Genomic DNA, 20,010 nt, shown 5'->3' on the forward strand with positions numbered 1-20,010 from the left:
CACCCGGCCAGCGCTACCGGACTTCGATTTCAGCCCGTCGCAAGGTCGAAGATGCGCCCGGCATTGAGGATGTTGTTCGGGTCGAAGGCTGCTTTCAGGCGCCGCATGGCCGCAATCTCTGCATCGCTGCGCACCAGATGCAGCCACTCCTTCTTGTCAAGGCCGATGCCATGTTCGGCCGAAACGCCGCCGCCGGCGGCGGCCACACCGCGGTAGACGGTGCCGTATGCGGCTGCCGGATCCACCGTGCGGATCTGGTAATGCAGATTGCCATCGCCGAGATGGCCGAAGACGTAGATGTCGGCGCCGGGGTCGACGGCCTTGATGGCGGCTTCTGTTTCGTCCAGGAAAGTCGCCATTCTCGCCAGTGGGATGCTGATATCGACGCCAATCAGGCCTGCCATCGAAAACAGGAAACGGTTGGCCTCCTCCCGCACCGCCCAGAGCGCCCGGAATTCGCGCGGCGATTGCGAGACGACCACGTCGTCGATCACGCCCTCCTCGACCGCCTGCATCAGCGTCGCGGCAAAGCGTTCGCCGTCGCGGTCGGGCTCGCTGCCCTGTATCTCGGCAAGCACATAGACGGGCGAGCCCGCGGGCAGCGGCGCCGGCGCGTCCATGCCGGCGATCATGGCGCCATAGAGCGGGGCGAAATTCACCTCATAGGCCGAGAGCGAGGGCCCGAGTTTCTGCCTGAGCAGCGCCAGCAGCGCGATTGCAGCGTCGAGCGAAGCAAGCGCGCAGAAGGCGTTGATCTCGGTGGCCGGCTTCGGGTGCAGCCGCAGGCATGCGCGGGTGACCACGCCGAGCGTGCCCTCACTGCCGATGAACAATTGGCTGAGGTCATAGCCGGAATTGTCCTTCGCCAAACCCTTGAGCGAGGTCAGGATGCCGCCGTCGGCAAGCACCGCTTCCAGGCCAAGCACCTGCGCCCGGTACATGCCGTAGCGCAGCACGCGGATGCCGCCGGCATTGGTGGCGACATTACCGCCGACGGTCGCCGCGCCGCGCGCTCCGATGTCGACGCCGAACAGCAAGCCGGCCGCATCGGCGGCTTCCTGCACCGTTTGCAGCGGCGCGCCGGCCTCGGCGATGATGGTCGCCGCTTCACGGTCGAGGGCTTCAACGGAAGTCATACACTCCAGCGACAGCACCGCTTCGCCGGGTTGGACGCGAGCGCCGCCGGCGAGCCCGGTCCGGCCACCCTGGATGACAAGCCTCTGTCCGGCCTCGTTGCACAGGCGAAGTATGTCCGACACCTCGCCGGCCGTACGTGGACGCAGCACGAACTCCGGCGATACGCCGGCTTTGCCGTCGGGGTCTTCCCTGTAACGCGGCCCGGCCTCATCGGCCGAAACGATCGCCGACCGGTCCAGCCGCTTCTCCAGCCGCGACAGGAGTTCGCCGGTCAGTGGGGACAGAGCGCTCACGGATGGTGTCGTCATGCGCCGCTCCTGTAACAGGCAGACGATAGACACGGACTGCTGTTTGTCAAACCCACGCGGGACTGCCAGTCGTGGCCGGCCTTCAGCCTCGACCTTTCAAAAACTCGATCACCATTGCCGCGGTCCAGGTGAAACGGTTACCGCCGAGCGGCTCACCGCTGAGGGGATCGTAATATTCGGCAAAGCCGCTCTCGGCGATCAGGTCGAGACTGGACTGGGTGATCCGTTGTGCGATTTGGCTGTGGCCGGCGGCGGCAAGGCCATTAGCGATCATGTAGTTGACCACCAGCCAGACCGGGCCGCGCCAGTAGCGCTTGGCGTCGAAGCGCGCATCGCCAGGATCGTGCGAGGGGACGATGTAACGCGCTTTGCCGGCGATGCGCTCGATCGTTGCGGCGATGGCCGCTGCCCGGCTTTCCGGAATAGCCGAAAACACCGGCAGAATGCCGCCGACCGACGCGCTGTCAACGTGCTTTCCGGCCACTCGGTCGAAACAAATGTACTGGCTATGTGTGTCGCTCCACAGCCGTTCCATCGTCGAAAGCCCGTTTTCGGCACGGGCGCGGTTGGCTTTTGCGATTTCGGTTTCGCCAAGTGCCTCGGCGAGATCGGCAAGATCGGCGGCGGAACGGATCAGAATGGCATTGAAGCCGGGATCGACGACCTGGAACGGCGAGGCATCGTGCAGCCTGGCATTATCCCAGCCAAGCCCGCGGAAATGCTGCAGCAGCCAGATATAGCGGTCATACTGTGCCTTGGTTGGACGATGCGCCGGATCGGCGTGCAGGATGTCGCGGCGGGTGTAGGGCTCGACGCCTTCGGTCGGCACGTGCTCAAACGCCTCGTCCCAGTCGATCGAGTTGTCGCGACCGGACTCCCATGGGTGGATTATGGCGACCAGCCCTTCGCCGTTCGGGTCGCGGTTTTCGTAGAACCAGCGGTGCCAGGCATCGATTTTCGGCAGCAACACCCGGGCACGCTCGGCCGCCAGCGTCTTGTCCTTGGCCTGGTCAAACAAGCGGCGCACGGCAAAGCCGGCGACCGCCGGCTGGGTGATGCCCGAGGTGGCGGTCGGGCGGTCCGTCCGCCAGACCTCCGGTCCCGGGAAATAGCCGTCGCTCCAGACATGGAAGACGATGTGCGGTACCATGCCGTCCGGCCACTGGTGGGCGAACAGCGTGTCGATCTCGGTCCAGGCTCGAGCCTCATCGTAGTGGGCAAGACCGAGCGCGGTCAGGCAGGAATCCCAGTTCCACTGGAACGGGTAGAGGCCCTTGGTCGGTATGGTGTAGGTGCCTTGGTCGTTTTCCCTGAGCACCTCTACGGCGCGGGCGATGGTTTCGTCGACAGCAAGAGATATCATGGGGGCGGTCGTACTTTCAGGATTGAAGGGCGTTTGGATCAAAGCGCGTTGGTGGTTTCGGGGTCGAACCAGCGGATGCGGTCGGGTTTGGGCAAGAGCCGCAGGTGATCGCCGACGGCGACCGTGGCATTCGATTCGAGGATGGCGCGGAACAGGCCGCCCTCGACATCGCAGGTGACCAGCGTGTGCGGTCCGAGCGGCTCGACAACGCGCACGGTGGCGTGCAGCCCTTCGGTGCCGGTGTCGACATCCTCGGGGCGAATGGCGAATTCTATCGTCTGCTTGTCCGATTTGGGGCCGGGCAGCGTCAGCCCGGCGACGGTCCAGCTGCCGTCTGCCGCCTTCGTCGCCAGGATGAAATTCATCGGCGGGTTGCCGATGAAGGAGCCGACGAAGCGTGCGGCCGGATTGCGATAGACCTCTACCGGCGAGGCGGCCTGGACGATATGGCCCTGATGCATGACGGCGATGCGGTCGGCGAGGCTCATCGCCTCGACCTGATCGTGAGTGACATAGATGGTGGTGGTCTTGGACGCGGCGAGCACGCCCTTGAGCTCGGCGCGCATTTCGAGCCGCAGCAGCGCATCGAGGTTCGACAGCGGCTCGTCCATCAGGATCACGTCCGGCTCCATCGCAAGTGCCCGAGCGACTGCCACGCGCTGGCGCTGGCCGCCGGAAAGCTGGCCCGAATAGCGCTTCAAAAGCTGCTCGATGTGCATGAGCTCCGCGGTGCGGTTGACGCGCCCCTCGACCTCCTGCTGCGGCAGCTTCTTCATGCGCAGGCCGAAGGCGATGTTCTCGAACACGGTCAGGTGCGGAAACACGGCGTAATTCTGGAACACCATGGCGATGCCGCGTTCGCGCGGCGGCAGATGGTCGACGCGACGGCCGCCGATCCAGACCTCGCCCTGGCTTGGCGTTTCGAGCCCGGCGACGATCCTCAGCAGCGTGGTCTTGCCGCAACCCGAGGCGCCAAGCAGCACCATGAATTCCTGGTCGGCGATGGTCAGGTCGATCGAATGCAGCGCGGTGAAGCCACCGAAACGTTTTGCGACCTGCTTGATGGCGATCTCAGCCATCGGCGTTCTCTTTTGTGCGCGTCATCGGTTGGCGATCCCCCACATGGCGAACAGATATTTGCGAACGGCGAAGATGAAGATCAGCGCCGGGATGACCAGTGCCGCGCCACCGGCGAATTTGAGGTAGAGCGGCGATTCGCCGAGGCTCTGCAGCAGGAAGGCGGTCAGCGTCCGGTTCTCGATGGTGAGCACGGCGGCGGCAAACACTTCGTTCCAGGAGATGGTGAAGGCAAATACCGCCGACGCCGCGATGCCCGGCAGCGCCAGCGGTAGAATGATTTTTCGGAATGCCTGCAATCTCGTGCAGCCGAGCGTCCAGGCCGCTTCCTCCAGCTCGACTGGAATGCCGGAGAAGAGCGAGAACGTGATCAGCACCGCGAATGGCAGCGCCAGCGTGGTGTGGACCAGCGCCAGCCCGATCGCGGTGTCGTCGAGGCCGGTGCGGATGAACATCACCGCCAGCGGTAGCGCCAGCAGCGGCAGCGGGAAGGCGCGGGTCATCAGCACGAGGAAACGGAACGTTTCCTTGCCCGGGAATTCGAAGCGCGACAGCGCGTAGCCCGCGGGTGCGCCGAAGCCGATCGAGAGGAGCATCGTCAGCGTGGCGACAAGAACGGAGTTCCACAGCGCCTTGGTGACGCCGGCGAAATTGATGAAGAAAGAAAGGCTGCCGAAATCGAATGACGGGAAGAAGCGCTTGGGAAAGGCGGTCACCTCTTCCGGCGACGACAGCGCGTTGACGATCAACAGATAGATCGGCAGCAGCACCCAGATGCAAAGCAGGATGACGGTGGCGACCAGCAACCAGTTGCCGGCTTTGCGGGCCTCAGGCGCGGCGATCGACAGTTCCACCGTGCTCATATCCGCGCCTCCTTCGGCACACGCAGCACCCGCAGGAAGAACAGCGTGAAACCGATCGATATGGCGAGGATGAACAGCGCCATGGCGGCGGCGACACTGCGGTCCTGCAGCGTGAACTGCCAATTGTAGGTCTCGCCCATCAGCACCGGCAGATTGGTGCCGCCGAGTGCTGCAACCACCGCAAAGACCTCAAAGGCAAGGATGACGCGCAGGATGATCGCCGTCTGCAGGCTGGGGCGCAGCAGAGGCAGCGTGATCTTGATGAAGCGCTTCCACGGACTAGCGCCAAAAACCTCCGCCGCCTCGTAATATTCCCGGGGGATGAGCCCCATGCCGGCGACCAGAATGACCATCATGATGGCGGTCGCACGCCAGATCTCGGCCAGCGCCACGGCGATGAAGATCGTCAGCTTGCTCTGGTAGCCGAGGAACATGACCGGCCTGTCGATGACGCCGAGATTGGAGAGCAAGGTGTTGAGGAAGCCGGACTGGTCGAAGATGGCGAGCCAGATCAGCCCAGCGGCGAGATCGGAGATGCCGAGCGGAATAGCGAAGATATAAAGCGCGGCGCTGCGCCCGGTTTCAAGCCGCGACACCACCATCGCCATCAGCAGCGCCATCACCAGTTGGATCGGCACGACGATGGCGCTCAGCAGCAGCGTGTTGCGGACCGTGACCGGGAATTTCCAGCTGCCCGCCATCGTGCGGAAATTGTCGAGTGTAAAGCCGCCGTCGCGGGTGAACGCCTCGAACGCGACCAACACGAACGGGTAGAGGAAAAAGACGCAGAGGAACAACGTCGCCGGCATCAGCAGCAGATAGGGCAGGGCCTTGCCATGCATGGAGCGCTCTCTATTCGATGCTTGAAAAGGGGTGGGCGCCCGGCGCGCTGAAAAGTCCGGACGCCCGGGGAGGATTCTTAATCGACGGGACAGGCGCCTTGCGATGGTTTGTCGGGCGCCCAGCACGGCGCCTTCGCCTGTTCGACGATCGCCTTTAGTGCCGTCGCCTGTTCGTCGAGCACGCCGTGCACATCCTCGCCGCCGAGCACGATGCGCTCGAAGCTGTCGGTGTAGATCTGATTGAACTTGCCGCCGAGGCCGCCAAGTCCCATCGGCAGCAGCGCCGGCAGCGCATCCGGGGCTCCGGTCATGGTGGCGATCACTGGGCTGAAGGCCTTCACCGAGGCCGGCATGTCGTCGGGCAGCTTGACGTCGACGACGGGGAAGAAGTTTGTCGCCTTGAGCGTCGCGATCTGGGTTTCCGGTTTCAACATATAGGCGACCAGTGCCTTGGCCTTGTCCATGTCGGGCGAGGTCTTCGGGATAGCGACGCCGGCGACCACCGGCATGTAGCCGCGGCCTGCCGGGCCGGCCGGCGCCGGGAAGGCGACGAAGTCATCGGGTTTCTGGTTGAAGGCGTCGGCGAGGCGCGCCACGTGATCGAATGCCACCCAGACTTCGCCGGTCAGCAGCGGCTCCTGCATGAAGGCATAGTTGGTCGAATTCGGGTTGGTGTATTGCCACAATTCCTTGAACTTGTTCCACGCCGTCTCGGCCTCCGCCGAGCGGAATTTGGACACCATCGAACCGGTGTAGGACGGAAGGAGAAAACCCTCGAAGAAACGGTGCTTCAGCCCTTTCGGGCCGGCGGGAAAACCGAATTTGGGCGAACCGGTCTTTTCAGCGCTGTTTTTCGCCCACTCGATCAGTTGGTCATAAGTGATGGTGTTGAGATCGGTGCCGGCCGGCAGATATTGCAGCGCCTGCTTGTTGGCCGCCATCAGAAAGGTGGCCTGCATCCACGGCAGGTACTTCTGCTCTCCGGTGCCGAGCATGCCGAGCTTCTTGTAGGTCTCGTTGACCTTGACGCCACCGAGATCGACGCCAGAGAGATCGACAAGGTTCGCGCCGACGGTGGAGAAGTCTCCGTGCAGGCCGCCGAGCACGCCTATGGTGCCGGAGCCGGCCTGCAGTTCGGCCTGAAGGCGGGTGAGCCAAGGCCCGTCCTCGGCGACCTGATAGTCGACCTGGCCATCAAACCCCTTCAGCACCTCGCCGCGCATTTTTTGCGTCTCTTCCACAGGTCGCGCCTGTGTCGACCAGAACAACACCTGCTGGGCTTGCGCTGCGCCGGCAGCGAGCGACAGCGCCAGCACGGCGCCGGCCAATATCCGCAAAGCATTCATCGTCATCTTCCTCCCTGGGTTGCGCCGCGAAGCGGGCGTCAGTTCTGTCTTGTGGGTGCCGGGCCATGGCTTGCCCGCGAGACAAGTGTCGGCCGGACCAGCCGCGTCAGTGGCGCGTCCGGCCTGTTGCCGATGACGGTCAGCAGCATCTCGCCGATCTCGCGCGCGCACTGGCGGATCGAGGCGTCGAAAGTGGTTAGCCCCGGCGGCGCATAGGCTGAGGCGGCTATGTTGTCGAAGCCGATCACCGAAAGGTCGCGAGGAATGGCAAGGCCGGCTCGGGCAGCCTCTTCCATCACCGTCAGCGCCAGCTCGTCGAACAGCGCGACAATGGCCGTCGGCCGCTCGGTGGCGTGCAGCAGCCCGTTGATTGCCTGGATGCGGGCACCGCGATCGAACCGCGGTGCCGTCGCCACATCGAGCCTGACCGTCGGATCGCCTCGGCGGGCGATCGCGGCAGCGAGCCCATCCTGCCTGAGATGGCGAAACGTCATCGGCTCGGAAATCGTCACCAGGCCGAAATGGCGGTGTCCGAGATCGTACAGCATGTCGAAGGCCTCGCCGAATGCGTGCGCGCCATCGGTATCGAGCCAATGATAGGCAAAGTCACCGTCGAGCAGCCGGCCATGCGCGACGAACGGAAAATTGCGTTGACGCAGGTAGGTAAGCCGCTCGTCGACCTCGGCGATGCGGGTGACGACGACCCCATCGGCGCGTCCGGATTCGACAACATGGCGAAGCACGGAAAGTTCCGACTGGCCCTGCGCCGCTGCGGCCAGGATCAGGTCGGAACCGTGCGAAACCAACCCTTCGCCGAGCCCGGTGACGAATTCGCCGAGGAAGGAATCGACCAGATTGGGGCCGCGGATCGGCAGCACCATGCCGACAAAACCGCTGCGGCCGGAGACTAGCGTGCGGGCTGCCGTGTTCGGCACATAGCCGGCCTGGCGCGCGGCCTCGGTGACACGTTGGCGCGTTTTCAACGCGATCTGCTCGTGGCCGGCAAGGGCGCGCGAAACGGTGGTGATCGACAGGCCGAGCTGTGCGGCTAGTTCCTTGAGGGTGGTAACGCGGCCCGGCATCGTTCCTCCCGAACGAAGTTTGAAACGTTTGTAATCAGTCCAAGCGAAATTGCAAACGTTTTAAATGCGCGCGATCGGTGTTGCTTCTTGCCCGTTGGTTCGCGCGGCCCTGTTCGGCCCCGGGCCGGCAAGCTCCCGGACGGAGATTTAAACGCAGCGGTTGCTTGACTCGGGCGACGCCTTGTGAAAAATTTTGCAGCAACTGATAAAAATATCAAGGGCGAAAATGGTTGGTTTTGGCAACGGCCTGCTGCGCGACGACGAGACCGGGATGGCAGCCCGCGCTGCCTGGCTTCACTATGCCGGCGGCCTGACCCAGTCGGAAGTCGCCAAGCGGCTCGGCCTGACCAGCCTCAAGGCGCATCGCCTCATCACCAAGGCCAATCAGGAAGGCCTGGTCAAAGTCTATATCGACGGCGAAGTCTCAGAATGCGTGGAACTCGAGGACGAGTTGTCCGGCCGTTACGGCCTCGACTATTGCGAGGTGGTCCCGGACTTCGATGCCGAGGACCTGCCGCTCAAGGCGCTCGGCATTGCCGGCGCGCAGTTTCTCAAGCGCGAGATCGAACGCGGCGAAGAGGCGCTGATCGGCGTCGGCCACGGCCGCACGCTTGCCGCCTGCGTGGAATATCTGCCGCGCATATCGGCCGGCAGGATCCGTTTCGTCTCGCTGCTTGGCGGCCTGACGCGCAAGTTCTCGGCCAATCCGCATGACGTCATCCACCGCGTCGCCGAGCGGACTGGTGCGGAAGCCTATGTGATGCCCGTACCGATGTTCGCCAACACGGTCGAGGATCGAACCGTGTTGCTCGGGCAGAAGGGCGTCAGCGATGTCTTCGACCTCGCCAAGACCGCCGACTTGCTCATCGCCGGCATTGGCACCGCCGAGCGTGAGGCCTCGCTTGTCGCCACCGGCATGATCGAAAAGGGCGAGATGGAGGAGATCCGCCGCAACGGCGGCGTCGGCGAACTGCTCGGCCATTTCTTCGACGATGCCGGAAAGGCCGTCGCGACGACGCTTTCCGACCGGGCGCTGGCACTGGCGCGCGAAGACATCAGCAACCGCAGGATTGTCGCCGTCGCCGGCGGCAAGGTGAAGGTTCGCGCCATCAAGTCAGTGCTGGAGGGCCGCTATCTCAAAGGCTTGATAACCGACGAGCGGACGGCGCGATCGCTCGTGGAACAGACGCCGGTCGGGTAGCCGGCAACCATTTCGTTGAAACTACCCTGTGGAGGAGAAGAGAAATGCATGAGAAAGAGAAAGACCTCATCGACGCGTTCCTGCGTGGACAAGTCGACCGCCGTGGGCTGATCAAGGGCCTTGGTGCAATGGGCCTTGCCGCCAGCACCGCCGGTACACTGCTCAATTTCGGGCAGACCCGTGCCCTCGCAGCTGATTTCGACTGGCAGGCGCATAAGGGCAAGACCATCAAGCTGTTGCTCAACAAGCATCCTTACGCCGATGCGATGATTGCCAACCTCGACAATTTCAAGAAGCTGACCGGCATGGAAGTCGTCTATGACGTGTTCCCCGAAGACGTCTATTTCGACAAGGTTACCGCCGCGCTGTCGGCCAGCTCGCCCGAATACGATGCCTTCATGACCGGCGCCTACATGACTTGGACCTACGGCCCGGCCGGCTGGATCACCGATCTCAACGAATGGATCAAGGATCCGGCCAAGACCAACCCGAAATATGCCTGGGACGACTTCCTGCCCGGCGTCAAGAATTCCTGCGCCTGGAACGGCCAGCCGGGCGGCGCGCTCGGTTCGGAAGACGCCAAGCAATGGTGCATTCCGTGGGGCTTCGAGCAGAACAACATCACCTACAACAAGGGCATGTTCGACAAGGTCGGCGTCAGCGTTCCCGGCAATATGGATGAAATGGTCGCTACGGCGGCGAAGCTTACCAAGGATGTTGGTGGCGGCGTCTACGGCATCGGCGTGCGCGGCTCGCGCTCCTGGGCAACGATCCACCCGGGCTTCCTGTCGGCTTACGCTAATTTCGACCAGAAGGACCTGAACGTCTCGGCTGACGGCAAGCTGTCGGCCGCGATGAGCACCGCCGAATCCAAGGCTTTCCACAAGCAGTGGGTGCAGATGATCCAGGAGAGCGGCCCCAAGGACTGGTCGACCTACACCTGGTATCAGGTCGGCACCGATCTCGGTGCAGGTGCGTCGGCGATGATTTTCGACGCCGATATCCTCGGCTATTTCATGAATGGCGGCGACAACAAGATGGCCGGCAAGCTCGCCTTTTCGGCGTTCAAGGCCAACCCGGCCGCCAAGGCGCCGACGCCCAATATCTGGATCTGGTCGCTGTCGATGTCCAACTTCTCGAAGGACAAGGACGCCACCTGGTACTTCATGCAATGGGCATCCGGACCCGAGCATGCATTGTTCGGTGCGACCAAGATGGACTTCGTCAATCCGGTTCGTCAGTCGGTCTGGAACGACGAGATGTTCCGCGAGAAGCTGAACAAGAGCTATCCGGGCTACGTCGAGATGTTCGACGTCTCGGCGCCGGGCGCCAGCATCAAGTTCACACCGCAGCCGCTGTTCTTCGATCTCACCACCGAATGGGCGGCGACGCTGCAGAAGATGGTGGCCAAGGAAGTGCCGGTCGACGAAGGCCTCGACAAGTTGGCCGAGAGCATCAACAGCCAGCTCAAGGAAGCCGGGCTCGGCTAAAGCCGCGGCCAAGGCTGGCCCGTCCGCGGGTCAGCCTTTGAGATGTGATACGTTTGCGACGCGGTGCCGAGCGGTACCGCCTGCTCGCCCGACCGGCCGCCTTGCTCCCTTGGGCGGCCGGGACGGCGAAGCAACAGAATGACGGAGCAGCAGATGACTGCGGCGACAATACAAAGAAACAGGCCGTCGGGCTTCAGGATCAGCAAGCGGGTGCTGCCCTATCTCCTTAGCTTGCCGGCCTTGCTGGTCTGCATCGGCATCCTGATCCCGTTCTTCACATCGGTGGTCTATTCTTTCCAGCGCTACCGATTGAGCCAGCCTTGGGCGCGGCAATTCAACTGGGGCGACAACTATATCTCGTTCTTCACCGACCCGAAGTTCTGGAACACGCTGCAGGTGTCGCTGCTCTACGCCGGCATCACCGTCGTGCTCGAGTTGCTTCTCGGTCTCGGCATCGCCATGCTGCTGCAAAAGCGCTCGACGCTGAACAACTTCATCTCAATCATGCTGTTGATGCCTCTGATGACGGCGCCAGCGCTCGCCGCGCTGATGTGGAAGCTGATGACCAATCCCGGCTTTGGCGTGCTCAGCTATCTCGCCAGCCTGATCGGGCTGCAGGACTTCCGCTGGGCCTCGTCGCCCTCGACGGCACTGCTCACCGTCGTGCTTGTCGACATCTGGGTCTACACGCCCTTCATCATGATCCTGCTGCTTGCCGGTCTGCGCAGCCTGCCGACGCAGCCCTTCGAGGCGGCAGCACTTGACGGCGTGCCGCGCAGCTTCGTGTTCTTCCGCATCACCCTGCCGATGCTAACCCCCTATATCCTGACGGCGACATTGTTCCGCCTGCTCGATTCCATCCAGCAGTTCGACATCATCTACGCCATGACCCAGGGTGGTCCGGGCGACACGCTGACCGTGTTCCAGGTCGAGGCCTATCTCAACTTCTTCCAGTCGACCAATGTCGGCCGCTCGGCGGCGCTGATGATCATCCTGTGGGCGATCACCTATTTCCTCTCGAACATCTTCATCAAGAACTGGCTGCGGCTGCGCGAACGCGCCCGCGGCCAGGCATAGGAGGCTGGCATGGAACATACCTCCCTTCTCGAACGCATCCTGCGCGGCATAGCCCTAGCGCTGGTCGTGATCTTCTTCATGTTCCCGATCGTCTGGATCCTGATGATGTCATTCCAGACCAACGAGACAATCCTGCGGATTCCGCCACAGCTTGTCTTCGAGCCGACGCTCGCCAACTACACCGCCTTGATCACCGGCAAGCTGATGACGGCGGCCGGCACGCTCGACATCGCCTTCATGCGCAATCTCTGGAATTCCGTCTTCCTGTCGGTCACCTCGGTTGCCGTCGCGTTGCTGCTCGGCGTGCCGGCCGCCTATGCGTTTGCGCGGCATAAGTTTCGCGGCTCGGAGGACATTGCCTTCACGCTGCTGTCGTTCCGTTTCGCGCCGGCGCTGCTGGTGCTTTTGCCGCTCACCCTCTATTTCCAGAAGCTCGGGCTGGCCAATACCTATATCGGGCTGATCTGGGTCTACCAGCTGATCTGCCTGCCGCTGATCCTGTGGATCGTGCGCGGCTATTTCGAGGATATACCGGCCGACATCGAATACGCCTACCGCATTGCCGGACATTCCTGGTTTGCTACCTTCCGCAAGATCGCGCTGCCGCTCGCCGGCCCAGGCATTGCCGCTGCCGGCCTGCTCGCCTTTATCTTTGCCTGGAACAATTTCGTTTTTGCGCTGGTGCTCGCCTCGGCCGACAAGCAGCCGGTGACGGTCGGCGCGCTCGCCTTCATCACGTCCTCCGGCATCCAGTATGGCCAGATTTCGGCGGCGATCGTGCTGTCGATCACGCCGACCCTGGCGCTCGCGCTCTATGCGCAACGCTATTTGGTCGAAGGCCTGTCGCTTGGCGCGGTGAAAGGATAGTCCGATGGCAAGCCTCGAACTGCGAAACATCGTCAAGCGCTATAAAAGCCAGACCGTTCTCGACAATCTGTCGCTGACCGTCGCCGACGGCGAAACGCTGGTCCTGTTCGGACCGTCCGGCGCCGGCAAGACGGTGCTGTTGCGGCTGGTGGCCGGGGTCATCGACCCCGACGAGGGAAAGATCCTCATCGGCGGCGAGGACATGACCGATCTCGACGCCGAGTTCCGCGGCGTCGGCATGGCATTCCAGAACTTCGCGCTGTTCCCGCATATGACGGCGTTCGACAACATAGCCACGCCTCTGCAGGCGAAGCACTCATCGCAGGGCACGATAAAGACCGGCGTCGAGAGCGTCGCTAAGCTGTTGAAAATCGGCCATGTGCTCAGCCACAAGCCGCGGGCGCTGTCCAACGGCCAGAAGCAACGCACCGCGCTTGCCCGCGCGTTGGTCGGCTCGCCGCCGCTGCTGCTGCTCGATGATCCCTTGCGCAACGTCGATGCCAAATTGCGCTTCGAAATGCGCCTCGAGCTGCCAAGGCTGCTCGCCGATCGTGGCGCGACCGTCATCTACGTCACCCAAGACTACAAGGAAGCGATGGCGCTCGGCGACCGCATCGCGGTGATGTCGCAAGGCGTCGTCAAACAGCTCGGCACGCCCGAGCAGATCTATCGCGAGCCGGCCAATGTCGAGATTGCCCGGCTGTTCGGCGACCCGACCATCAACCTTCTGGACGTCAAGCCGTCGCGGGACGCCAAGGGCATCTATGTCGGCCTGTCCAACGTCCAGGTCCATCTTGCCGGCGCGCATGAGGCGGCGGTCGGCCGTGATTGCGTGATCGGCCTGCGGCCGGAGGCTCTGGCGTTTGTTGATGAAGGCACGCCCGGCGCCATCCCGGTGACGGTCGAGGCTGAGACGCCGCTCAACGAGAAGATCGTCACCCTGGCGCGAACCGTGCGCGGCCGTGAAATCTTGGTCTCGCGTCCGTCCGGGACACCTGGCCAATCCGAGGGCAGGGCGCATATAGCCGTCGACAGCAAAAGCGCCCTGCTGTTCGATCGCGCGAGCGGCGAGCGCATTGGCTCGAAAAACGTCGTCAATTTGCGCAGTGGAGAAGCGGCATGAGCCCAAGCGCAATCACCCTCTCAGGCGTCGACAAGTTCTACGGTCCGATCGACCGCGGTGTGCATGCGGTCAAGAACCTGACGATGGAAATCGCCAAGGGCGAGATCGTGGCGCTGCTCGGCTCGTCCGGTTGCGGCAAGACCTCGACATTGCGTATGATCGCAGGCTTCGAAGAGGTCTCGCGCGGCACCATCGCGGTTGCCGGCCGCAAGGTGCACACGTTGCCGCCGGTCAGGCGCAACGTCGCAATGGCCTTCGAGGGCTATTCGCTCTATCCGCCCCTGACCGTGCGCGAGAACATGGCCTTCGCCCTCAAGGCGGCCAGGCTGGCGAAGAGTGCGGTCGATGCAAAGGTTGCCAACATCGCCAAGCTGCTCGAGATCGAGGACATTCTCGAGCGCTATCCGAGCTCGATCTCCGGTGGCCAGCAGCAGCGCGCCAGCCTCGGCCGGGCGCTGATCCGCGAGGCCGACCTGCATCTGCTGGACGAGCCGATGGGCCAGCTCGAGCCGCAGCTTCGCGCCGTGCTGCGCGGCCGCATCAAGCATTTCATCAAGGAGCGTGGCCTGACCGCGATCCTGGTCACGCACGACCAGACCGAGGCCAATGCGCTGGCCGATCGCATCGCCGTCATGGAGGGCGGCGTGCTGCAGCAGTTCGATACGCCTGACAGGCTCAAGGAGCGGCCGGCAAACCTGTTCACCGGCACCTTCGTCGGCGAGCCGCCGATGAATGTCTTCGAGGCCTATGTCGGCACGGCTGCCGACAAGATCAGTCTCAAGCTGCCCGACGGGCTTTCGCTCGACTACGACAAGGACGCGTTCAGCGGCCCAGTTCGCGATGAATTGCTCAACCGGCAACGCGTCGTCATCGGTGTCAGGCCCTATGCCGTCCGCCGTTCCAAGGACGGTGTGCCGGCCACGGTTTCGGCCAATCAATGGCTCGGCGACCAGACCCATATCGCCGCCGACTTCGCCGGCGGCTCGCTGGTTCTGGTCGAACATGACCGGACTCGCCTGGAACTCGGGGCGCCTATCAAGGTCAGCATCGATCCAAAAAACCTGCACGTCTTCGATCAGGCGAGCGGCGACGCCATTTCGCACGGCACGGAGCTTGCCTGATGCGGGATGTGCTGATCGGCATCGACGCCGGCACGTCTGTTATCAAATCCGTCGCCTTCGACACGGCGGGCAGGCAGATCGCGGCAGCCGCGCTGCCGAACAGATACGAGACACTGCCGGGTGGCGGCGCCGAGCAGGACCTAGTCCGCACCTGGGCCGATACCGCGACGACCTTGCGCCAACTGGCCGACAAGGTGCCGGATCTCGCCAGCCGGACCATTGCCATCGCCGTGACCGGGCAGGGCGACGGTACCTGGCTGATCGACAAGGTTGGCGAGCCGGTGGCCAAGGGCTGGCTGTGGCTCGACGCGCGCGCTGCCGCCGTCGTCGAGGAGATCCGCGCGCGGCCCGAAGACCGGCTGCGCTTCGAAAAGACCGGCAGCGGGCTCGCTGCCTGCCAGCAGGGGTCGCAATTCGTCTTCATGAAGCGCCACATGCCCGCGATGCTTGCCAATGCAGCGACGGCGTTCCACTGCAAGGACTGGCTTTATTTCAAGTTGACCGGCCAACGCGCCACCGACCCGTCCGAAGGCACCTTCACCTTCGGCGACTTCCGCACGCGCAGCTATTGCGACGATGTCCTTGAGGTGCTCGGCGTCACCGATCTCAGGCATCTGCTGCCGCCCATCGTCGATGGCACCAGGCAAAGCACCGCACTGTCGGCGACAGCAGCCGATGCGACCGGCCTGCTTGCCGGCACGCCGGTCGTTCTGGCCTATGTCGATGTCGCCTGCACGGCGCTCGGCGCCGGCCTGTTCGATCGCGAGCGCAAGCCGGGATGCTCGATAATCGGCTCCACCGGAATGCATATGCGGCTTGCCGAGACGCCGGACGAGGTTCTGCTCAACGAAGCTGCAACCGGCTACACGATGACCATGCCGGCACCGGGCGTCTTTGCGCAGATGCAGTCGAACATGGCGGCAACGCTCAACATCGACTGGGTCCTCGGCCTCGCCTCCGGCATTCTCGCCTCGCAAGGTATCACGCGGACCAATGGCGAGATGATCGCGCTGGTCGACCAGTGGATATCGTCGTCCGAGCCAGGCTCGCTGCTCTACCAGCCCTATGTCTCCGAGGCGGGCGAGCGCGGCCCGTTCGTCGATGCCAATGCCAGGGCCGGTTTCGTCGGCATTTCGTCCAGGCACGGCTATGCCGACATGGTTCGTGCGGTGTTCGAAGGGCTGGCTTTCGCAGCACGCGATTGCTACGCCGCCATGGGGCCGCTGCCCAAGGAAATCCGCCTGACTGGTGGAGCGGCCAGGAGCCCGGCTCTGCGCAAGATCCTGGGTGCTGCGATCGGCGCCGACATTCGCACCAGCGAGCGCGAGGAGGCCGGTGCTGCGGGCGCCGCGATGATTGCTGCGGTCTGCGTTGGCCAGTACGCATCGATGGACGATTGCGTCAGTGAATGGGTCACACCTTTGCTCCGTGCGGCCGAGCCAAGCGATCGTAACCTTGCCGCTGCCTATGAGGCGATGGCTCCGTCCTACACATTGGCGCATGAGGCGCTGCGGCCGGTCTGGCGTTCGATGGCCGCGTCCAGGCAAACTGACGTGAATTGAGAAGAGCATGCCCAAGAAAATTGCGATCATCGGTGACCGCTTCATGCTTCCGGAAGTGTTTCGCGAGAAAATCGAAGCGGCCTGCGGCGACAATCTCGACATCCGCACCATTGAAACCGCTTGGCCCGACGAGCCGATGCAATTCGGCAATGCGGCGCTCGGCCTCGACAAGATCAAGGAATATTTCGGCGATCCCGACGAAGTGGTGGATTTCATCGGCGATGCCGAAATCTTCGTCACCCAGCTTGCGCCGCTCTCCGAAGCCATGATGCAGCGCCTGCCGACGCTCAAGCTGGTTGCGGTGTCGCGCGGCGGGCCGATCAACATCGACATGCCTGCCGCCAAGGCTCATGGCATCACCGTGGTCAATGTGCCCGGTCGCAATGCCAGCGCGGTGGCCGAGTTCACCATCGGCGCCATTCTCGCCGAGACGCGGCTGATCCGCGTCGGCCACGAAGCCTTGCGCAAGGGCGAGTGGCGCGGCGATCTCTACCGCGCCGACCGCACCGGCCGCGAGCTCAACGAGATGACCGTCGGCGTCATCGGCTATGGCAATATCGGCACCAGGCTGGTTCGGCTGCTGCGTGCATTCGGCTGCCGCATCCTGGTCTCCGATCCCTATGTGCAATTGAGCGCCGAGGATCGCAATGCCGGCGTCGAGCTGGTTGCGCTGGACGATCTCCTGTCGCGCTCCGACGTGGTCACGCTGCATTCCCGGGTCACCGAGGAGACGCGCGGCCTGATCGGCAAGGACGCCATCGCCCGGATGAAGCCCGGCGTGATCTTCGTCAATACCGCGCGCGGACCGCTGGTCGACTACGATGCGCTCTACGAGGCGCTCGTCTCGGGGCAGATCGGCAGTGCCATGCTGGAGACGTTCGCCGTCGAGCCGGTGCCCGTCGACTGGCCGCTGCTGCAGCTCCCGAATGTGACGCTGACGCCGCATATCGCCGGCGCGTCGGTACGCACCGTGACCTACGCAGCCGAGCAGGCGGCCGAGGAAGTGCGCCGCTTCATCGCCGGTCTGCCGCCGGCCAATCCATGCTGACGACAGGGCATAGAGCGAGATGAGCGGTGACAGCGAAATCGTCGACCTCTTCGTCATCGGCGGCGGCGTCAATGGCGCCGGCATCGCGCGCGATGCGGCAGGCCGGGGGCTGTCGGTCATTCTTTGCGAAAAAGACGATCTCGCCGAAGGCACCAGTTCTAGATCAGGAAAGCTCGTCCATGGCGGTTTGCGCTATCTCGAATATTACGAGTTCCGCCTGGTGCGCGAGGCGCTGATCGAGCGCGAGGTACTGCTGGAATCCGCACCGCACATCATCTGGCCGATGCGCTTCGTGCTGCCGCACAGCCCGGATGATCGGCCGGCCTGGCTGGTCCGGCTCGGCCTGTTCCTCTACGACCATCTTGGCGGCCGCAAGCGGCTGCCGGCCACTCGCACGCTTGACCTGCGCACCGCACCCGAGGGCGCACCGATCAAGGACAGCTTCAAACGCGGCTTCGAATATTCCGACTGCTGGGTCGACGACGCCCGCCTGGTCGTCATCAACGCGCTCGACGCCGCGGAGCGTGGGACCAGGATATTCACCCGCACCGCCTGCACCGCCGCCCGCCGCGAAAACGGCCTGTGGTCGGTGGAGATGCGCGACGGTCGAACCGGCGTCAGGACCACGGTTCGGGCACGGGCGCTGGTCAACGGCGCCGGCCCTTGGGTCAATGACATCATCAATCGCGTCGCTGGCCAGAATTCCAGGCGCAACGTGCGCCTGGTCAAGGGCAGCCACATCGTCGTGCCGAAATTCTGGGAAGGCCGGCAAGCCTATCTCGTCCAGAACAGCGACAAGCGCGTGATCTTCATCAATCCCTACCAGAACGATCTGGCGCTGATCGGCACCACCGACATTCCTTATGACGGGCGGCCGGAAGACGTGACCGCCGACGCCAGCGAGGTCGACTACCTGATTAAGGTGGTCAACCGCTACTTCAAGCGCCAGCTTGCGCGCAGCGACGTCGTCTACTCGTTTTCCGGCGTCAGGCCGCTTTATGACGACAATGCCGACAATCCGAGCGCGGTCACCCGCGACTATATTTTCGAGCTCGACGTGGCGGCGGGACAGGCGCCGCTGCTTTCCGTCTTCGGTGGCAAGATCACCACCTTCCGCAAGCTGGCCGAGCACGCGCTCGACCGCATCGCCCCGTTCTTCCCGAAGATGGGCAAGCCGTGGACCTCGAAAGGACATCTGCCAGGCGGCGATATCGCCAATGCCGATTTCGAGCAGTTCCTCGGTGACCTCGGCCACGAATATCCCTGGATGCCGGCCTCGCTGGTCAAGCATTATGGCCGGCTCTACGGCACAAGGACGCGTGATCTGGTCGGCGCGGCCGGTTCGCTCGCTGAACTGGGGCGGCGCTTCGGCAAGGATTTGTTCGAGCGCGAAGCCAATTACCTGTTCGAGCATGAATGGGCCGAGACGGCCGCCGATATTCTCGAACGGCGCACCAAACACGGACTGCATCTGTCCGCCGCAGAAAGAACCGCCTTCGAAGACTGGTGCTCGAGCCGGCTGGCGAAGGCAGGCTGATGGCCTTTACGCTGTCCCTCAACACCAACCCGCTGGTCAATCGTTTCGCCGAACCGGACGATCTGATCGATGCGATCGCCTACGACATCGGCATCCGCGACGTGCAGCTCACGCATGAATTCGTCAATCCCGGTTGGCCGGCGGCGACGATCGCCAAATTCATCCGCCTGTTCCGCTCCGCTCTCAACCGCACCGGCGTACGTGTGACCTCCGCGATGACCGGCCCCTACGGCCGGCTCAATCATTTCGGCCATCCCGATGCCGACGTGCGGCGCTATTATGTCGACTGGTTCAAGACCTTTGCCGAAATTTCGGCCGAGCTCGGCGCCCGCGGCATGGGCACGCAATTCGCGATCTTCACTCATCGTGACTATGACGATCCCGAGCGTCGCGCGCGGCTTTTCGAGATCGCGCTGGAATGCTGGCGCGCGGTCGCCGAGCACGCCAAAGCGGCCGGCTTGACCTACCTGTTCTGGGAACCGATGTCGGTCGGCCGCGAGTTCGGCCATACGATCGAAAGCTGCCGGACGCTGCAGAGCGAGATCGATGCGGCCGGCATGGCGATCCCGCTCAAGATGATGGTCGATATCGACCATGGCGACGTGACGTCGAGCAATCCGGACGACATCGACCCCTATGCCTGGGCCGAAGCCTTTCCAAAGGAATCGCCGATCATCCACGTCAAGCAATCCTCAATGAACAAGGGTGGCCATTGGCCGTTCATTGCCGCCTACAACAAGGACGGCCGCATCACGCCGGAAAAGCTGCTGGACACTGTTCGCCGTGGCGGCGGCGTCGACAATGAGATCTGCCTCGAATTGTCGTTCCGCGAACGCGAGCCCGTCGACCACCAGGTCGTCGCCATGATCCGCGAATCGGTCGACTATTGGGCGCCCTTCATCGAGGCCGGCAGGGCCGGTCTTTTGCCGAAAGCATGATGGATGAGCAGGTGCCGACGCGGCTCCT

Annotated in this window: 17 protein-coding genes; 10 read left to right on the top strand and 7 right to left on the bottom strand. The window is 63.5% G+C overall.

The window, feature by feature from the left end:
* Window positions 1–29 precede the first annotated feature (29 nt).
* The 7 genes from NKH91_RS16355 to NKH91_RS16385 all read right to left on the bottom strand — a co-directional run bounded on the left by NKH91_RS16355 (window position 30) and on the right by NKH91_RS16385 (window position 8,018).
* Window positions 30–1,445: an FAD-binding oxidoreductase gene (locus tag NKH91_RS16355; RefSeq protein ID WP_352493960.1), complete on the bottom strand. Its 1,416-nt coding sequence runs from the start codon at window positions 1,443–1,445 to the stop codon at window positions 30–32.
* Window positions 1,446–1,527: 82 nt separating this feature from the next.
* Window positions 1,528–2,808: an amylo-alpha-1,6-glucosidase gene (locus NKH91_RS16360; RefSeq protein ID WP_023716716.1), complete on the bottom strand. Its 1,281-nt coding sequence runs from the start codon at window positions 2,806–2,808 to the stop codon at window positions 1,528–1,530.
* A 38-nt stretch (window positions 2,809–2,846) separates the two neighbouring features.
* Window positions 2,847–3,887 carry an ABC transporter ATP-binding protein gene (locus NKH91_RS16365; protein ID WP_023716717.1) on the bottom strand — a complete coding sequence of 347 codons (1,041 nt, stop codon included), beginning with the start codon at window positions 3,885–3,887 and terminating at the stop codon, window positions 2,847–2,849.
* Window positions 3,888–3,908: 21 nt separating this feature from the next.
* Window positions 3,909–4,748, bottom strand: a complete 840-nt coding sequence (locus NKH91_RS16370) for a carbohydrate ABC transporter permease (protein WP_352639005.1) — start codon at window positions 4,746–4,748, stop codon at window positions 3,909–3,911.
* Complete coding sequence (locus NKH91_RS16375) at window positions 4,745–5,590, bottom strand: carbohydrate ABC transporter permease (RefSeq protein ID WP_352639006.1); 846 nt, start codon at window positions 5,588–5,590, stop codon at window positions 4,745–4,747. The genes NKH91_RS16370 and NKH91_RS16375 overlap by 4 nt, the downstream gene beginning before the upstream one ends.
* A gap of 77 nt (window positions 5,591–5,667) precedes the next feature.
* Window positions 5,668–6,936 carry an ABC transporter substrate-binding protein gene (locus tag NKH91_RS16380; protein ID WP_352639007.1) on the bottom strand — a complete coding sequence of 423 codons (1,269 nt, stop codon included), beginning with the start codon at window positions 6,934–6,936 and terminating at the stop codon, window positions 5,668–5,670.
* Window positions 6,937–6,974: 38 nt separating this feature from the next.
* Window positions 6,975–8,018: a LacI family DNA-binding transcriptional regulator gene (locus NKH91_RS16385; RefSeq protein ID WP_352639008.1), complete on the bottom strand. Its 1,044-nt coding sequence runs from the start codon at window positions 8,016–8,018 to the stop codon at window positions 6,975–6,977.
* 226 nt (window positions 8,019–8,244) lie between these two features.
* Here NKH91_RS16385 and NKH91_RS16390 point away from each other — a divergent pair, with 226 nt between their 5' ends.
* The 10 genes from NKH91_RS16390 to NKH91_RS16435 all read left to right on the top strand — a co-directional run bounded on the left by NKH91_RS16390 (window position 8,245) and on the right by NKH91_RS16435 (window position 19,982).
* A complete protein-coding gene (locus NKH91_RS16390) occupies window positions 8,245–9,219 on the top strand; it encodes a sugar-binding transcriptional regulator (RefSeq protein ID WP_023716722.1) in 975 nt (324 codons plus the stop codon).
* A 44-nt stretch (window positions 9,220–9,263) separates the two neighbouring features.
* Entirely contained in the window at window positions 9,264–10,709 is a 1,446-nt protein-coding gene (locus NKH91_RS16395) for an ABC transporter substrate-binding protein (protein ID WP_352493964.1), read from the top strand.
* Window positions 10,710–10,862: 153 nt separating this feature from the next.
* On the top strand, window positions 10,863–11,786 hold the full coding sequence (locus NKH91_RS16400) for a carbohydrate ABC transporter permease (RefSeq protein WP_023716724.1): 924 nt from the start codon (window positions 10,863–10,865) through the stop codon (window positions 11,784–11,786).
* 9 nt (window positions 11,787–11,795) lie between these two features.
* Complete coding sequence (locus tag NKH91_RS16405) at window positions 11,796–12,653, top strand: carbohydrate ABC transporter permease (RefSeq protein WP_023676025.1); 858 nt, start codon at window positions 11,796–11,798, stop codon at window positions 12,651–12,653.
* 4 nt (window positions 12,654–12,657) lie between these two features.
* The gene (locus tag NKH91_RS16410) at window positions 12,658–13,776 is read left to right on the top strand and encodes an ABC transporter ATP-binding protein (protein ID WP_023716726.1); all 1,119 of its coding nucleotides are present in this window, start codon (window positions 12,658–12,660) and stop codon (window positions 13,774–13,776) included.
* Window positions 13,773–14,897: an ABC transporter ATP-binding protein gene (locus NKH91_RS16415; protein ID WP_023716727.1), complete on the top strand. Its 1,125-nt coding sequence runs from the start codon at window positions 13,773–13,775 to the stop codon at window positions 14,895–14,897. Before NKH91_RS16410 ends, NKH91_RS16415 begins: the two co-directional genes overlap by 4 nt.
* Complete coding sequence (locus NKH91_RS16420) at window positions 14,897–16,459, top strand: FGGY-family carbohydrate kinase (RefSeq protein ID WP_352639010.1); 1,563 nt, start codon at window positions 14,897–14,899, stop codon at window positions 16,457–16,459. The genes NKH91_RS16415 and NKH91_RS16420 overlap by 1 nt, the downstream gene beginning before the upstream one ends.
* 7 nt (window positions 16,460–16,466) lie before the next feature.
* The gene (locus NKH91_RS16425) at window positions 16,467–17,507 is read left to right on the top strand and encodes a 2-hydroxyacid dehydrogenase (protein WP_352884701.1); all 1,041 of its coding nucleotides are present in this window, start codon (window positions 16,467–16,469) and stop codon (window positions 17,505–17,507) included.
* Between the two features lie 19 nt (window positions 17,508–17,526).
* On the top strand, window positions 17,527–19,044 hold the full coding sequence (locus NKH91_RS16430) for a glycerol-3-phosphate dehydrogenase (protein WP_352493966.1): 1,518 nt from the start codon (window positions 17,527–17,529) through the stop codon (window positions 19,042–19,044).
* On the top strand, window positions 19,044–19,982 hold the full coding sequence (locus tag NKH91_RS16435) for a sugar phosphate isomerase/epimerase family protein (RefSeq protein ID WP_023716731.1): 939 nt from the start codon (window positions 19,044–19,046) through the stop codon (window positions 19,980–19,982). Before NKH91_RS16430 ends, NKH91_RS16435 begins: the two co-directional genes overlap by 1 nt.
* Window positions 19,983–20,010: the final 28 nt, after the last annotated feature.

This window comes from Mesorhizobium sp. M0894 (genome assembly GCF_040319725.1).
Taxonomy (GTDB): domain Bacteria; phylum Pseudomonadota; class Alphaproteobacteria; order Rhizobiales; family Rhizobiaceae; genus Mesorhizobium.

Bases quoted from the DNA above. Each gene is read 5' to 3' on its own strand.
- NKH91_RS16375 (WP_352639006.1), bottom strand. From the start codon at position 5,590: ATGCATGGCAAGGCCCTGCCCTATCTGCTGCTGATGCCGGCGACGTTG.
- NKH91_RS16385 (WP_352639008.1), bottom strand. From the start codon at position 8,018: ATGCCGGGCCGCGTTACCACCCTCAAGGAACTAGCCGCACAGCTCGGC.
- NKH91_RS16425 (WP_352884701.1), top strand. From the start codon at position 16,467: ATGCCCAAGAAAATTGCGATCATCGGTGACCGCTTCATGCTTCCGGAA.
- NKH91_RS16365 (WP_023716717.1), bottom strand. From the start codon at position 3,887: ATGGCTGAGATCGCCATCAAGCAGGTCGCAAAACGTTTCGGTGGCTTC.
- NKH91_RS16430 (WP_352493966.1), top strand. From the start codon at position 17,527: ATGAGCGGTGACAGCGAAATCGTCGACCTCTTCGTCATCGGCGGCGGC.
- NKH91_RS16395 (WP_352493964.1), top strand. From the start codon at position 9,264: ATGCATGAGAAAGAGAAAGACCTCATCGACGCGTTCCTGCGTGGACAA.
- NKH91_RS16410 (WP_023716726.1), top strand. From the start codon at position 12,658: ATGGCAAGCCTCGAACTGCGAAACATCGTCAAGCGCTATAAAAGCCAG.
- NKH91_RS16420 (WP_352639010.1), top strand. From the start codon at position 14,897: ATGCGGGATGTGCTGATCGGCATCGACGCCGGCACGTCTGTTATCAAA.
- NKH91_RS16370 (WP_352639005.1), bottom strand. From the start codon at position 4,748: ATGAGCACGGTGGAACTGTCGATCGCCGCGCCTGAGGCCCGCAAAGCC.
- NKH91_RS16415 (WP_023716727.1), top strand. From the start codon at position 13,773: ATGAGCCCAAGCGCAATCACCCTCTCAGGCGTCGACAAGTTCTACGGT.
- NKH91_RS16435 (WP_023716731.1), top strand. From the start codon at position 19,044: ATGGCCTTTACGCTGTCCCTCAACACCAACCCGCTGGTCAATCGTTTC.
- NKH91_RS16405 (WP_023676025.1), top strand. From the start codon at position 11,796: ATGGAACATACCTCCCTTCTCGAACGCATCCTGCGCGGCATAGCCCTA.
- NKH91_RS16380 (WP_352639007.1), bottom strand. From the start codon at position 6,936: ATGAATGCTTTGCGGATATTGGCCGGCGCCGTGCTGGCGCTGTCGCTC.
- NKH91_RS16360 (WP_023716716.1), bottom strand. From the start codon at position 2,808: ATGATATCTCTTGCTGTCGACGAAACCATCGCCCGCGCCGTAGAGGTG.
- NKH91_RS16390 (WP_023716722.1), top strand. From the start codon at position 8,245: ATGGTTGGTTTTGGCAACGGCCTGCTGCGCGACGACGAGACCGGGATG.
- NKH91_RS16400 (WP_023716724.1), top strand. From the start codon at position 10,863: ATGACTGCGGCGACAATACAAAGAAACAGGCCGTCGGGCTTCAGGATC.
- NKH91_RS16355 (WP_352493960.1), bottom strand. From the start codon at position 1,445: ATGACGACACCATCCGTGAGCGCTCTGTCCCCACTGACCGGCGAACTC.